The sequence below is a fragment of the Pseudomonas sp. PDM26 genome, from assembly GCF_019219185.1.
In the GTDB taxonomy this organism is placed as follows: domain Bacteria; phylum Pseudomonadota; class Gammaproteobacteria; order Pseudomonadales; family Pseudomonadaceae; genus Aquipseudomonas.
This window is the reverse complement of the sequence record NZ_JAHUWC010000001.1, coordinates 494,299-509,090: the sequence shown is the minus strand read 5'-3', so window position 1 is coordinate 509,090 and position 14,792 is coordinate 494,299. Positions and strand designations below refer to the sequence as shown.

12 protein-coding genes, 1 tRNA gene and 1 riboswitch are annotated in these 14,792 nt (G+C 60.6%); of the genes, 1 reads left to right on the top strand and 12 read right to left on the bottom strand.

The features are described 5' to 3' along the window. Window positions 1-52: 52 nt before the first annotated feature. The 5 genes from KW849_RS02305 to ltaE form a co-directional block, all read right to left on the bottom strand. Window positions 53-143: transfer RNA gene (locus KW849_RS02305), tRNA-Ser, on the bottom strand. Between the two features lie 62 nt (window positions 144-205). Next, a complete protein-coding gene (gene csrA, locus KW849_RS02300; RefSeq protein ID WP_002554426.1) occupies window positions 206-394 on the bottom strand; it encodes a carbon storage regulator CsrA in 189 nt (62 codons plus the stop codon). Window positions 395-582: 188 nt separating this feature from the next. Further along, window positions 583-1,824: an aspartate kinase gene (locus KW849_RS02295; protein ID WP_218427280.1), complete on the bottom strand. Its 1,242-nt coding sequence runs from the start codon at window positions 1,822-1,824 to the stop codon at window positions 583-585. A 91-nt stretch (window positions 1,825-1,915) separates the two neighbouring features. Next, the gene (gene alaS, locus KW849_RS02290) at window positions 1,916-4,537 is read right to left on the bottom strand and encodes an alanine--tRNA ligase (protein ID WP_218427278.1); all 2,622 of its coding nucleotides are present in this window, start codon (window positions 4,535-4,537) and stop codon (window positions 1,916-1,918) included. Window positions 4,538-4,683: 146 nt separating this feature from the next. Beyond that, window positions 4,684-5,688, bottom strand: coding sequence for a low-specificity L-threonine aldolase (gene ltaE / locus KW849_RS02285; RefSeq protein ID WP_218427276.1), 1,005 nt, complete (start codon window positions 5,686-5,688; stop codon window positions 4,684-4,686). Between the two features lie 196 nt (window positions 5,689-5,884). Beyond that, window positions 5,885-6,055: riboswitch (FMN riboswitch) on the top strand. Between the two features lie 103 nt (window positions 6,056-6,158). Between ltaE and KW849_RS02280 the strand changes: the two genes are divergently transcribed. After that, window positions 6,159-6,668, top strand: coding sequence for a 6,7-dimethyl-8-ribityllumazine synthase (locus tag KW849_RS02280; protein WP_218427274.1), 510 nt, complete (start codon window positions 6,159-6,161; stop codon window positions 6,666-6,668). A gap of 126 nt (window positions 6,669-6,794) precedes the next feature. Here KW849_RS02280 and astE read toward each other — a convergent pair whose 3' ends face one another. From astE to KW849_RS02245, 7 genes are all read right to left on the bottom strand, one after another. Next, window positions 6,795-7,805, bottom strand: coding sequence for a succinylglutamate desuccinylase (gene astE, locus KW849_RS02275; protein WP_218427272.1), 1,011 nt, complete (start codon window positions 7,803-7,805; stop codon window positions 6,795-6,797). A 12-nt stretch (window positions 7,806-7,817) separates the two neighbouring features. Then, window positions 7,818-8,105 carry a topoisomerase II gene (locus tag KW849_RS02270; RefSeq protein WP_108215213.1) on the bottom strand — a complete coding sequence of 96 codons (288 nt, stop codon included), beginning with the start codon at window positions 8,103-8,105 and terminating at the stop codon, window positions 7,818-7,820. Window positions 8,106-8,166: 61 nt separating this feature from the next. Continuing rightward, window positions 8,167-9,513, bottom strand: coding sequence for an N-succinylarginine dihydrolase (gene astB, locus KW849_RS02265; RefSeq protein ID WP_218427269.1), 1,347 nt, complete (start codon window positions 9,511-9,513; stop codon window positions 8,167-8,169). A 161-nt stretch (window positions 9,514-9,674) separates the two neighbouring features. Continuing rightward, window positions 9,675-11,144, bottom strand: a complete 1,470-nt coding sequence (gene astD / locus KW849_RS02260; RefSeq protein ID WP_218427873.1) for a succinylglutamate-semialdehyde dehydrogenase — start codon at window positions 11,142-11,144, stop codon at window positions 9,675-9,677. Next, window positions 11,141-12,166, bottom strand: a complete 1,026-nt coding sequence (gene astA, locus KW849_RS02255; protein ID WP_218427267.1) for an arginine N-succinyltransferase — start codon at window positions 12,164-12,166, stop codon at window positions 11,141-11,143. The genes astD and astA overlap by 4 nt, the downstream gene beginning before the upstream one ends. A gap of 70 nt (window positions 12,167-12,236) precedes the next feature. Beyond that, window positions 12,237-13,256: an arginine/ornithine succinyltransferase subunit alpha gene (gene aruF / locus KW849_RS02250; RefSeq protein WP_102669988.1), complete on the bottom strand. Its 1,020-nt coding sequence runs from the start codon at window positions 13,254-13,256 to the stop codon at window positions 12,237-12,239. A 194-nt stretch (window positions 13,257-13,450) separates the two neighbouring features. Next, window positions 13,451-14,671, bottom strand: coding sequence for an aspartate aminotransferase family protein (locus KW849_RS02245; RefSeq protein WP_218427265.1), 1,221 nt, complete (start codon window positions 14,669-14,671; stop codon window positions 13,451-13,453). Window positions 14,672-14,792 lie beyond the last annotated feature (121 nt).

Genomic DNA, 14,792 nt, shown 5'->3' with positions numbered 1-14,792 from the left:
TAATTTCAACAACTTACCGAAGAAGCCAGATTACAACGTACTACGCAAATAATGGCGGAGAACGGGGGATTCGAACCCCCGACACCCTTTTGAGGTGTACTCCCTTAGCAGGGGAGCGCCTTCGGCCACTCGGCCAGCTCTCCGCAACACGGGGCGTATATTAACCAGCTTCTTCCCCGTTTGCAAACATAAAAAACGATAAAAATTAATGGCTTGGTTCTTCGTCCTTCTCTTTCTTGATACGCAGGTAAATTTCCTCCCGGTGAACCGCCACCTCTTTGGGGGCATTAACACCGATGCGCACTTGATTTCCTTTGACGCCTAGCACGGTCACGGTGATTTCGCCATCACCGATAATCAGGCTTTCTGCGCACCGACGAGTCAGAATCAGCATACCTTTCTCCTCACGCATTACATTTCAGGGACAACAGTCTGCAAAAAAAAGGCACTCGACCCACAACCGGAGCGGTCGCAGCCCTACATGCCTGAGTATTGACTAGCGCGAGCAAAAGAACAGCCTCGGGAGTCACGCCATTCAAAAAAACAAAAGGCGCGGTCAGACCGCGCCTTTTGGCAAACGCATCACTCGCCCTGGCGGGCCGGTGCGTCCAGTTCGAAAGCCGTGTGCAGAGCGCGCACAGCCAGTTCCAGGTACTTCTCTTCGATCACTACGGAGACTTTGATTTCCGACGTCGAGATCATCTGGATGTTGATGCTTTCCTTGGCCAGGGATTCGAACATGCGGCTGGCCACGCCTGCGTGAGAACGCATGCCAACGCCGACGATCGACACCTTGGCGATCTTGGTGTCGCCCACGACTTCACGGGCACCCAGCTCGCTAGCGGTCTTTTCCAGCACGGCCTGCGCCGCCTGGTAGTCGTTGCGGTGCACGGTGAAGGTGAAGTCGGTGGTGTTATCGTGCGCGACGTTCTGCACGATCATGTCGACTTCGATGTTCGCGGCACTGATCGGGCCGAGAATCTTGAAGGCAACGCCCGGGATGTCTGGCACGCCACGGATGGTCAGCTTGGCTTCATCGCGGTTGAAAGCGATACCGGAAATGATCGGCTGTTCCATGGTTTCCTCTTCATCAATAGTAATGAGGGTGCCCGGACCCTCCTTGAAGCTGTGCAGTACGCGCAGCGGAACGTTGTACTTGCCGGCGAACTCGACCGCGCGGATCTGCAACACCTTGGATCCGAGGCTGGCCATTTCCAGCATCTCTTCGAAGGTGATCTTGTCCAGGCGCTGAGCCACGGACACCACACGCGGGTCGGTGGTGTAGACGCCGTCGACGTCGGTGTAGATCTGGCATTCGTCAGCCTTCAGGGCTGCCGCCAGCGCCACGCCGGTGGTGTCGGAACCGCCACGACCGAGGGTGGTGATGTTGCCGTGCTCGTCGACTCCCTGGAAACCGGCGACCACCACCACACGACCTGCCTTCAGGTCACCGCGAATCTTCTGGTCATCAATCTGCAAGATACGCGCTTTATTGTGCGCGCTGTCCGTCAGAATCCGCACCTGGTTGCCGGTGTACGACACCGCCGGCACGCCGCGCTTGATCAGCGCCATGGCCAACAGGGCAATCGTCACCTGCTCACCGGTGGAAACGATCACGTCCAGCTCGCGCGGAACCGGTTGGCCGTCGCCACTGATTTGCTTGGCCAGATCGATCAGACGGTTGGTTTCGCCGCTCATTGCAGACAGCACAACCACCAGGTCATCGCCGGCATCGCGGAATTTCTTAACCTTGTCGGCGACCTGTTCGATTCTCTCGACGGTGCCGACCGAGGTGCCTCCAAATTTCTGTACGATCAAAGCCATTTCAAAGCCGCCTCTGCCCATGAAGGGCGCCCAAATAATCACTCAAACAGCGTTGTGGCCCGCCACTAGACTGCGGGCCGCAAGTACTGCCTTATAGACCCTGCTCTACAAACGGAACGGTCAGGGCCAGTGCCGCATCCAGTGCGCCAGCGTCGGTACCGCCGCCTTGCGCCATGTCTGGACGACCACCGCCCTTCCCGCCCACTGCCGCAGCGGCTTGCTTCATCAAATCACCGGCTTTGAGTTGGCCAGTCAGGTCTTTGGTTACGCCTGCAACCAGAACGACCTTTTCCTCATGGACACTGCCGAGCAGGATCACTGCGCGGCCGAGTTTGTTTTTCAGTTGATCGACCAGCGCCAGCAGCGCCTTGCCATCCTGACCGTCCAGACGCACGGCCAGCACCTTCACGTCCTTGACGTCCAGCGCCTGGGCCGACAGATCGTCGCCCGCAGCACTGGCAGCCTTGGCTTGCAACTGCTCGAGTTGCTTCTCCAGCAGACGGTTGCGCTCCAGCACAGCCGACAGCTTGTCGATCAGGTTGTCGCGGCTGCCCTTGACCAGGCTGGCCGCTTCCTTGAGTTGTTCTTCCGCCGCATTCAAGTAGGCCAGCGCTTGGGCACCGGTAACGGCTTCAATACGACGCACACCCGATGCCACACCGCCTTCGCTGATGATTTTCAGCAGGCCGATGTCGCCGGTGCGGTTGGCGTGGATGCCGCCGCACAGCTCGACGGAGAAATCGCCCATGCTCAGCACGCGCACGTTGTCGCCGTACTTCTCGCCGAACAGCGCCATGGCGCCTTTCTGCTTGGCGGTTTCGATATCGGTTTCTTCGGTTTCAACTTCGGAGTTCTTGCGAATCTCGGCGTTGACGATGTCTTCCAGCGCTTTCAGTTGTTCAGGCTTGATGGCTTCGAAGTGACTGAAGTCAAAACGCAGACGCTGACTGTCGACCAACGAACCTTTCTGTTGAACGTGATCGCCCAGCACCTGGCGCAATGCAGCGTGCAGCAAGTGAGTCGCGGAGTGGTTCAACGACGTGGCGTGACGCACCTCGGCGTCAACGTGGGTCTCGACCGGCGCACCGACGATCAGGCTACCCGAATCCAGGATACCGTGGTGCAGGAATGCACCGCCGGTCTTGGTGGTGTCACGCACGTCGAAACGCGCGCTGCCCGCCTGCAGGTAACCGCAATCACCGACCTGGCCACCGGACTCGGCGTAGAACGGCGTCTTGTCGAGAACGATCACGCCCTCATCGCCTTCGCTCAATACGTCGACCGACTGGCCATCTTTATATAGCGCAACGATTTTGGCGGAACCGCTGTGAGCGATGTAACCGGTGAACTCGGTGGCCACGTCAACCTTGACCAGGCTGTTGTAGTCCATGCCGAAGGAACTGGCGGAACGGGCACGGACGCGCTGGGCCTCCATTTCACGTTCGAAACCTTCTTCGTCGATGGTCAGGCTGCGCTCGCGAGCGATGTCGCCGGTCAGGTCCATCGGGAAACCGTAGGTGTCGTAGAGTTTGAACACTACGTCGCCGGGCACCACGTCGCCTTTGAGTTCAGCCAGATCCTGCTCGAGGATCTTCAGGCCCTGCTCCAGAGTCTTGGCGAATTGCTCTTCTTCGGCCTTCAGCACGCGCTCGATGTGCGCCTGCTGGGATTTCAGTTCCGGGAAAGCTTCGCCCATCTCGGCGACCAGGGCCGCGACGATCTGGTAAAAGAAGCTGCCCTTGGCGCCCAGTTTGTTACCGTGACGACAGGCGCGACGGATGATCCGGCGCAGCACGTAACCGCGGCCTTCGTTGGACGGCAGCACGCCGTCGGCGATCAGGAAACCGCAGGAACGGATGTGGTCAGCCACCACTTTCAGCGAAGCCTGGGCGTCGTTGGTGCAGCCGATGGCCTTGGCCGATGCAGTCAGCAGGCTCTGGAACAGGTCGATTTCATAGTTCGAGTGTACGTGCTGCAGCACGGCACTGATCCGCTCCAGGCCCATGCCGGTGTCGACCGACGGCGCTGGCAGCGGGTGCAACACGCCATCGGCGGTGCGGTTGAACTGCATGAACACGTTGTTCCAGATTTCGATGTAGCGGTCACCGTCTTCTTCCGGCGAACCCGGTGGGCCGCCCCAGATGTCGGCGCCGTGATCGTAGAAAATCTCGGTGCAAGGACCGCACGGGCCGGTATCGCCCATGGTCCAGAAGTTGTCGGAGGCGTACGGCGCGCCCTTGTTGTCGCCGATGCGCACCATGCGTTCGGCCGGAACCCCGATGTCCTTGGTCCAGATGTCGTACGCCTCGTCATCGCTGGCGTAGACGGTGACCCAGAGCTTTTCCTTCGGCAGGTTCAGCCACTTGTCGGACGTCAGGAAGTTCCAGGCGTAGGTGATGGCATCACGCTTGAAATAATCGCCGAAGCTGAAGTTACCCAGCATTTCGAAGAAGGTGTGGTGACGGGCGGTATAACCGACGTTTTCCAGGTCGTTGTGCTTGCCGCCGGCGCGCACGCATTTCTGGCTGCTGACCGCGCGGGTGTACGCGCGCTTTTCCTGGCCCAGGAAGCAGTCCTTGAACTGGTTCATCCCCGCGTTAGTGAACAGCAGGGTTGGGTCGTTGCCCGGAATCAAAGAGCTGGAGGCTACACGGGTGTGGCCTTGTTCTTCGAAGAAGCGAAGGAAGGCTTCACGGATTTCTGCGCTTTTCATTAGGTTCTTCCACGGAGGCTGCGGCCAAAGGCCTGTTCGAAACGTCAACAGACGAAGCGACGGCAAAGGGCCGCATTATATCGGCGTTAGTGACCAGGTACAGTGTGTTTGTACGTTGCAAACACTCATTTAGACGGTTAACGCCGTCACTTGCTAGAAAAGTCGACGAATGTCGCGACGACTTGCTCGATTTGCCCACGACTGACGTCCATGTGCGTGACCATGCGCAGACGGGCGGCGGCACTGAGCTTGATCCCGCGATCGGCGGCAAACACCTTGATCGCCTCGGCCTTGTCGCCCATCTGCACATAAACCATATTGGTCTGCACCGGTTCGACTTCGAAACCCGCCGCCCGCAGGCCTTCGGCCAGGTATTGCGCATTGGCGTGGTCATCGGCCAGGCGCTGAACGTTGTGATCCAGCGCGTACAGGCCTGCCGCCGCCAAAATCCCGGCCTGACGCATGCCGCCACCGACCATTTTGCGCAGGCGCCGCGCCTTGCCGATCAGCTCGGCCGAGCCGCACAGCACCGAACCCACCGGGGCGCCCAGCCCTTTGGACAGGCAGACCGAGACGGAATCGAAATATTGAGTGATTTCCCGGGCATCCACACCCAGCTTCACTGCCGCGTTGTACAAGCGTGCGCCGTCCAGGTGCAGTTGCAACCCGTGTTCGCGGGTAAAACTGCGCGCCTGCGCCAGGTATTCCAGCGGCAGGACTTTGCCCTGCATGGTGTTTTCCAGCGCCAGCAATCGAGTGCGGGCGAAGTGGAAGTCATCCGGCTTGATCGCCGCCGCGACCTGCGTCAGGTCCAGCGAACCATCGGCCTGCACTTCCAGCGGTTGCGGCTGGATCGAACCGAGCACCGCCGCACCACCACCCTCGTATTTATAAGTGTGGGCCTGCTGGCCGACGATGTACTCGTCACCGCGTTCGCAGTGGGCCATCAAACCCAGCAGATTGCTCATGGTCCCGGTGGGCACAAACAGCGCCGCGGCAAAACCCAGCCGTTTTGCCAATTCAGCTTCCAGACGATTGACCGTCGGATCTTCGCCATACACGTCATCGCCGGTGGCGGCTTTGGCCATCGCGTCGAGCATGCCGGCGCAAGGTTGGGTGACGGTGTCGCTGCGAAGATCGATAACGCTCATGAATCCGGCCTCGGTAAGCAGGGGAAATCCCTTTCAGGAAAGAATTACTGCGGGCATGGCGCCGAATAATCAACCCTTGCGGAGGAAAAGGCCGATTAAACCAACGGAAAAGTCGATGACAATCATCCAAAAGGGGTCATGCGCATACCGCAAATATGTGATAAAAACGCTACGCCGCCAAACATTCCGGCGGCAAAAACGTTCTCAGGGCGGGGTGCAACTCCCCACCGGCGGTAATTGCGCGCAATGCGCATAGCCCGCGAGCGCTTGGTGACAGCACCGCTTCGGCGGTACCTGGCAGCAAGGTCAGCAGACCCGGTGTGATCCCGGGGCCGACGGTCATAGTCCGGATGAAGAGAGAACGGGATTGACTGCAAAGGGCCGTCCGCCGGCATTCGTGCGAGCGTGCGTACCCTCAGATCCCCTTCGATTCATAACGCCCTGTTTTTCACACAAACAGGAGTCAGAACATGCAACCCACCGCAATCGACAGCAAAAGCAAACACCATCACGGCGAGCGCGTTGCGTTCATCCAGGCCTGCTGGCACAAGGATATTGTCGACCAGAGCCGCAAAGGCTTCGTCGCCGAAATGATTGCCCAGGGTTATCAGGAATCCGACATCGATTTCTTCGAAGTCGGCGGTGCCTTTGAAATGCCCCTGCACGCCAAGCTGCTGGCCAAGACCGGTCGTTATGCCGGCATCGTCGCGGCAGCCCTGGTGGTGGACGGCGGGATCTACCGTCACGAGTTCGTCGCCCAGTCAGTGGTCAGCGGCCTGATGCAGGTTCAGCTGGAAACCGAAGTGCCGGTGTTCTCGGTGTCCTTGACCCCGCACCACTTCCATGCAGGCGAAGAGCACCAGAAGTTCTTCTTCGAGCATTTCGTGCATAAAGGCCAGGAAGCGGCGAAGACCTGTGCGGATACGCTGATGAAGATCCGTTCGCTGCGTCGCAGCGAGCCGCGTGCGGTAGCGGTCTAACACCAATCCGAAACCTGTAGGAGCTGACGAGTGCAACGAGGCTGCGATCTTTTGATCTTGTTCTTTTCAGATCAAAAGATCGTCCGATCGCGGCCCGAGCCTTCGGCAGCTCCTACAGGAACTGTGTCAGGCCAGGTTTTCGTCGGTGGTCGGCACGACCAGGATGCCGGCACGCAAACCGTTCTTCACCCTGGGGTTCGGGAAGATGATCCGGGCGCCCTCCTCCTCGATGATCCAGCGGGTGTTGGCGATGTCTTCCGCCAGCAGATAACCCACTTCCAGCTCCGAAAAGTTCTCGATATCCGCCGGCAGGTTCAGGCGGAAGCTGTCGCTGTGCTTGATGATTTCCCGCGCCACGCTGTACAGCTGCAAACCGTCCAGTGCTTTGTCAGTCAATTCCGGCTCGGTACCTTCGATGATCTGCTTGAGGCGCGCCTCCAGCAGCGAGACATTGACCCCGGCGTTCTGCCCGAATGGCCGCGCCTTGCCGAGCTCCAGGGTGAAAGCCTCGGCACCGAGCTTGTCGTAGGTGTAGGCGCTGAACACGATGGACGGTTTGTTCTGCAGCAACACCGCTTCCATGCCGGCGGCGCGCAGGCGCGCCAGTTCCTGGCGCGAATGCTGGCGGTCTTCTTTCCACGGGTACAAGGCGAACTGCTCGATTTTCGAGCCACGAATGGCCGTGTGCAGGTCGTAATGCAGGCGCTGACGATCAGGCAGGCTGAAGAAACTCGCCGCCAACCGCTCCAGCTCACAAGCACGCAAGGCTTCGGAGCCACTGCTTTGTTCATGACGGCCATTGAACAGCCGATTGACGTCCTGCTCGACGAAACGCTCGCCCTTGCGAATTGCCTCGGGGTTGCCGAACAGGAACAGAATACGTGCGCGCGGCTTCAAGTCGCCGCGGGCAATGTCGTGCAACAGGCGATCGAGCAACTCGATCGGCGCTGTTTCATTGCCGTGGATCCCCGCCGACAGCAGCAGGTCCAGGCCATTGTCACGCGCCTCAGGTGGCCGGACTTCCAGCGCACCCTCGCTCAACCAGCGCATGCGCACGCCTTCGACAGTCAGTTGAGTCTTCTCCGCCGGTTCGCGGCCGGCGAGGGTCAGTTCAAGCAGTTTGCCGAGGGCGAGCATAGAGCGGTTTCCTTAGTGATCGTGGTTGCAATCCGGGCCGTGAACATGCTCCTCGTCGGTGAGGTCGGCAGGTTCCATCTCCAGTTGCAGACTTACCAGATTAGTCGCCAACGGGCGCAGCAGCAGGTTGGCGTATTCGGCATCGCCTTCTTCGACGTCCACACCGATCAGCAACTGGCCGCGGCCGTCCTGCTGGATCCACAGCTCTTTGCCTTGCCACATGACCGCGACGCGGGTGCAGGAAGTCTCCAGTTGCGTGCCATCGGTGTCTTCAAGGATCAGCTGCAGGGTATCGCTCATGTCTTTACGCTCTCGTTTGAGATGAAGCAGCGCGCTGCCGTAGAAGGCGGCGCGCCGTCGATCAATTGATCTGGAATGGATAAACCGCGCCCAGTTTAAGGATTTGCGTCAGTTCATCCAGTGCCGTCCGGCACTCAAGCAGCAATTGCGGATCCGCCAGATCGTTTTCGGTCATGCGGTCGCGGTAGTGCTTCTCGACCCATTCGGTCAGTGTGCCGTACAACGGCGCCGTCATGATAACCCCTTGATTGACCGCCGCCAGCTCGGTTTCGTTGAGTGCGACGCGCAACCGCAGGCAAGCCGGGCCGCCGCCGTTCTGCATGCTCTGCTTGAGATCGAAGACTTTCACTTCGCGGATCAGGCCGCCGGAGCTGGTCAAACCCTGCAAGTATTGCCAGACACGCTCGTTGCCACGGCACTCTTCCGGCACGATCAATAGCATGGAGCCGTCAGGACGCGACAGCAGTTGGCTATTGAACAGGTAGGAACGAACCGCGTCTTCCACGCTGACCGCGGAACGCGGAACACAGACAGACTGAAATTTCCCACCGACTTTGGCGAGTTTGCTCTGCAGCTCCGCCAGCATCTGCTCGGTCTCGAGGAACGCGTCCTCGTGATAGAACAGCACTTCGCCGTTGCCGACCGCAATCACGTCGTTGTGGAACACACCCTGATCGATCACCGACGGGTTCTGCTGGGCATAGACCACGCCGTCATCGCTCAAGCCGTGCAAACGGGCAACGGCCTGGGACGCTTCGAGGGTCTGGCGCGCCGGGTACTTCTGCGGTGCCGGGTAGCGGGTGTCGAACGCGCTGCGGCCGAACACGAAGAACTCGACACCGGCTTCGCCGTATTCACGGCAGAAACGCGTGTGGTTGGCCGCGCCTTCGTCACCGAATTGCGCCACGGCCGGCAAGGCAGCGTGGTGGGCGAAGTGTTTCTGGTCAGCGAACATCGCCCCCAGCACGCGGCTGGTGGTCGGGTGTTCGATGCTGCGGTGGTATTTGCAGTTAAGGTTGGCGGCGGTGAAATGCACGCGACCGTCAGCGGTGTCGGCGCTCGGGCTGACGGTGGCGGCGTTGGCCACCCACATGCTCGACGCCGAGCAACTGGCCACCAGCAGCGGCATCGCTTCTTTGGCGGCGCGCTCGATCACTTGAGCGTCGGTGCCGCCAAAGCCCAGGCGACGCAGAGCAGCCACATCCGGGCGCTCTTGCGGTGCCAGTACGCCTTGCTGGAAACCCATTTCCATCAGCGCTTTCATCTTTGCCAGGCCCTGCAGCGCCGCTTCCTTAGGGTTGGAAGACTGCTGGCTGTTGCTCTGGGACGCGACGTTGCCGTAGGACAGGCCGCCGTAGTTATGGGTCGGCCCCACTAGACCGTCAAAATTGACTTCATAGGATTTCATCGGCGAGGCTCCACGAGAATCTGTTGTTATAGGCTTCAGTAACTAGATTTGAGACCGAGGCGCGGCCATCGCGAGCAGGCTCGCTCCTACAGGGTTTGTGTCGTACACCAAATGTGTATCCACCACCGAACCTGTGGGAGCCAGCCTGCTGGCGATGGGCATCACGCCATCTTCACGCCAGGCGTCAGGGCGGCAGGCATCACCAGGCTCGGCGTTTCCAGCGAGGCCACCGGGTACGCGCAGTAATCCGCCGCGTAATAGGCACTGGCGCGGTGGTTACCCGAGGCGCCGACGCCGCCGAATGGCGCGCTGCTCGCGGCGCCGGTCAGTTGCTTGTTCCAGTTGACGATACCGGCACGGCTTTCCAGCCAGAATTGCTGATAACGCGCCTCGGAGTCCGACAACAGACCGGCAGCAAGACCGTAGGCGGTGTCGTTGGCTTCAGCGATCGCCGCTGCAAAATCAGCGTAGCGAATCACTTGCAGCAACGGGCCGAACAGCTCTTCGTCAGGACGATCGGCGACAGCGGTCACATCCAGAATGCCCGGGGTCAGCAAGGCCGATTGAGCCTGAGGCTGCGTCATTTCCAGCAGCGCCACGGCGCCGTTGGCCAGCAGATGCTCTTGCGCATCCATCAACGCTTTCGCAGCGCCAAGGGAAACCACCGAGCCCATGAACGGCGCCGGCTGCTGATCGAAGGCACCGACTTCAATAGTCGAGCTGACCGCCACCAGGCGCGCCAGCAGCGAGTCGCCCCAGGCACCTTGTGGCACCAACAAGCGCCGGGCGCAGGTGCAGCGCTGGCCGGCGGAGATGAATGCCGACTGAATAATGGTGTACACCGCGGCATCGAGGTCCGCGACCTGATCGACCACCAGCGGGTTGTTACCGCCCATTTCCAGCGCCAGGATCTTGTCCGGACGACCGGCGAATTGCTGGTGCAGGTGATTGCCGGTGCGGCTGGAGCCGGTGAAGAACAGGCCGTCGATGCCCGGGTTCGCCGCCAGGGCAATACCGGTTTCGCGAGCGCCTTGCAGCAAATTCAATACGCCGGCCGGCAGACCGGCCTCGATCCAGCACTTGACCGTCAGCTCGGCGACTTTCGGTGTCAGCTCGCTAGGTTTGAACAGCACGCTGTTACCCGCCAGCAGTGCCGGCACAATGTGGCCGTTCGGCAGGTGACCCGGGAAGTTGTAAGGACCGAACACTGCCACCACACCGTGGGGCTTGTGGCGCAATACAGCAGTGGCGTCGCCCAGCGGGCCGCTCTTCTCGCCGGTACGTTCGCGGTAGCTCTGCACCGAGATGGCAATCTTGTTGACCATGCTGGTGACTTCGGTCGCCGCTTCCCACAGGGGTTTGCCGGTTTCTTCACCGATGGTATGAGCCAGTTCGTCCGCGTGAGTCTTCAGGGCAGCAGCAAAGGCTTCCAGCACCGAAATACGTTCGTCCAGGGTACGCCGCGCCCAGCCCGGGAACGCCTGACGCGCCGCTTGCACAGCCGACTCGACCTGAGCGGCGGTGGCACCGGTGCCGGACCACAGCACCTGCTGGGTCACCGGGTTCAGCGACTCGAAGGCTTCGCCCCCACCTGCCAGCCATTCACCTGCGATGTAAAGCGACTTCATTATTTCGACTCCCGAGCTGCGGACAACGCCACGGCGCGCACTTGATCGCCCGCGTTGAGTTGAAGACGTTTGGCGGTCTTCGAATCGACCACCAGGGTGCCGGCGGCCAGACGTGCCGGAGCGGCAGTGATGCGGCAGTCTTCGCGCTTGCGGTTGTGAATGATGAATGGCGTGGCGTCGTCGCCCGGCGTGCCAATGGCCAGCACCAGTGCCTGGCTGTCACGCACGGCGCGGATCTTGCCGGTTTCGCATTCGATGGCAGGACCTGCGTCAAAAATGTCGACGTAGCCCTGGTAGCTGAAACCTTCGCTCTTGAGCATGGCCAGCGCCGGCTCGGTGTCCGGGTGCACCTGACCGATGACGTTGCGCGCTTCCGGCGACAGGAAGCAGGTGTACAAAGGGAATTTCGGCATCAGTTCGGCGATGAACGCCTTGTTGCCCACGCCGGTCAGGTAGTCGGCCTGGCTGAACTCCATCTTGAAGAAGTGCCGGCCCAGGCTTTCCCAGAACGGCGAACGCCCGGCTTCGTCGGAAACACCGCGCATTTCGGCGATGATCTTGTTGCCGAACAGTTGCGGGAACTCGGCGATGAACAGCATCCGCGCCTTGGACAGCATGCGACCGTTGAGGCCACTGCGGTAATCGGCGTGCAGGAACAGCGAGCACAGCTCGGAGTTGCCGGTCAGGTCGTTGGCCAGGAACAGCGTCGGGATTTCACGATAGATGTTCAGCTCTTGCGAAGCGCTGACCGTCAGACCGACCCGGAAGTTGTACCAGGGTTCACGCAGGCCGACGGCGCCGGCAATGGCGGAAATACCCACCACGCGACCGTCGTCATCTTCGAGCACGAACAGATAGTCCGCATCGCCCCGCCCGGCTTCGCCGCGAAAGGTCTTCTCGGCCCAGCCGACCCGATGGGCCAGCCGCTCTTCGTTGGCCGGCAAGGTGGTCAGGCCGGTGCCGGTGCTGCGGGCCAGGTCGATCAGAGCGGGTAAATCGCTGCTGCGTACGGGACGAACGATCATGCTATCTCCTCAAACGGGCCGCTTGCGCCACCCGTGAAACTTCGCTGCTTTCTAGGCATCAATTGCGACGTTAAACCGCCACCAGGCGCACGCTGGCACCCTCGCCGACGCCCAGGGCTTCGGCCGCTTCCAGGTCCAGGGTCACCGGTTTACCCGGCGCGTAGTCAAGCTCGAGCATGACCGCGCGGTAGTCCTGCAACTGGGCATTGGCAACCAGATACTGGCGACCGACGCCTTTGACCGGCTCGCCGATCTTCACCGGCACCACACGGCTCTGGGCGATCGAACGGATCCCCGAGACACGGGCATGCAGCGTCGGGCCGCCGTCGAAAATGTCGATGTAGTGATCGGTCTCGAAGCCTTCGCGCATCAGGATGTCGAAGGTGATCTGCGCCCGCGGGTGCACCTGGCCCATGGCTTCTTGCGCGGAGTCCGGCAGCAGGGGCACGTAGATCGGGTAATGCGGCATCAGTTCGGCGAGGAACGTCCGGCTCTTCAGGCCGCACAGACGCTCGGCTTCAGCGTAGTTGAGGTCGAAAAAGTTGCGACCGATGGCGTCCCAGAATGGCGAGTCGCCATTTTCATCGCTGTAACCGACGATCTCGGTCACCACCGAATCGGCAAAACGCTCCGGGTGGCTGGCGACGAACAGCAGACGGCCACGGGAATTGAGCTCAGCCCAAGGCGAACCCACCAGCTCGCGCTGCACGTAGAAGCTGGTCAGCAAACTGTTGCCGGTCAGGTCGTGGCACTGCGAGAGCACGTGGATCTTGTTGTGAATCTTCAGCTCGCGGGAAGCGTGCACGAAGGTTTCGTTGCGGAAGCTGTAGAACGGCTCGGAATAACCGGCGGAAGCAACGATTGCCGAACAGCCGACCAGCTTGCCGGTAGTAGAGTCTTCGAGGACGAAGAAATAACTTTCCTCACCGTTGAAGCTCACTTCAGCGGCGAACGAGGCTTCGCTTGCCGCGATCTTGTCGCTCAGGCGCTCAACGTCATCCGGCAAGGAAGTGACACCAATCGGACTGTCCGCAGCCAGACGCTGTACCTCGCCCAGATCAGCCATTTGCGCGGGGCGCATCACCAGCATGGTGTCACTCCTTTTTCTAAAACTTTCGGAAAAAATAAGCCGGCCCCTTGTAGGAGCGAGCTTGCTCGCGAAGGTGGTTCAGCCACATTGATATCGACTGACACACCATCGCGAGCAAGCTCGCTCCTACAGTAATGCGGGCCCGGAACAAAAATTGGGTTCGACACCTGAAAGGTCAGGCGTCGAAGGGTCTATCAGGCTTGCGTCAGTTTTGCTGCGGCACGCTCGAAGCGGTCCAGGCCGGCATCGATATCGGCGTCTTCCACCACCAGGCTCGGGGCGAAACGCACCACGTCCGGGCCGGCTTGCAGAACCATCAAGCCTTCTTGCTCAGCGGCGTTGAAGATGTCCTTGGCCTTGCCTTTCCAGGCATCGCTCAGCACACAGCCGATCAACAGGCCCATGCCGCGGACCTTGGTGAACAGCCCGTATTTCTCGCCAATCTGCTCAAGGCGCGCCTTGAACTTGTCGTGCTTGGCGTTGACGCCGGCCAGCACTTCAGGGGTGTTGATCACGTCGATCACGGCTTCCGCGACCGCGCACGCCAGCGGGTTGCCGCCATAAGTGGTGCCGTGGGTGCCGACGACCAGGTGTTTGGCCAGGTCTTCGGTGGTCAGCATCGCCGCGATCGGGAAACCACCGCCCAGGCTCTTGGCGCTGGTCAGGATGTCCGGGATCACGCCGTAATGCTGGTAGGCGAACAGATGGCCGGTACGGCCCATGCCGGTTTGCACTTCGTCGAAAATCAGCAGCGCGTTGTGCGCGGTGCAGAGCTCGCGAGCACCTTGCAGGTATTCCAGTTCAGCCGGGATCACACCGCTTTCGCCCTGGATCGGCTCCAGCACCACGGCGCAAGTCTTGTCGGAAATGGCAGCTTTCAACGCAGCCAGATCGTTGAACGGCACGTGGGTGATGCCGGTGATTTTCGGACCGAAGCCATCGGAGTACTTCGACTGGCCACCGACGTTCACGGTGAACAGGGTACGGCCGTGGAAGCTGTTGAGCGCGGCGATGATTTCGTACTTCTCGCTGCCGAAACGGTCGAAGCCGACGCGACGGGCCAGCTTGAAAGCGGCCTCGTTGGCTTCGGCGCCGGAGTTGCAGAAGAAGGCACGGTCGGCAAACGTGGCGTCGACCAGCTTATGGGCCAGGCGCAGGGCCGGCTCATTGGTGAACACGTTGGACACGTGCCACAGCTTGTTCGCCTGCTCGGTCAAGGCACCGACCAGCGCCGGATGCGCGTGGCCCAATACGTTAACGGCAATCCCGCCGGCGAAGTCGATCAGCTCGCGGCCGGACTGGTCCCAGACGCGGGAACCGGCGCCACGCACAGGAATGAATGCGGCAGGCGCATAGTTGGGAACCATTACCTGATCGAAATCGGCGCGTTGTACCGCAGCGTGCTCAACGGACATCGGAGTCTCCTGAAGAGAAAACACTCGCCTGAAACTGGCGAGCTTGGTGAGGATTGTAAGGACAGTTTTCAGCCCGGCCTTGCCGCCAAGCGACAACTTCTTATAGCGCAAACCCCGGATT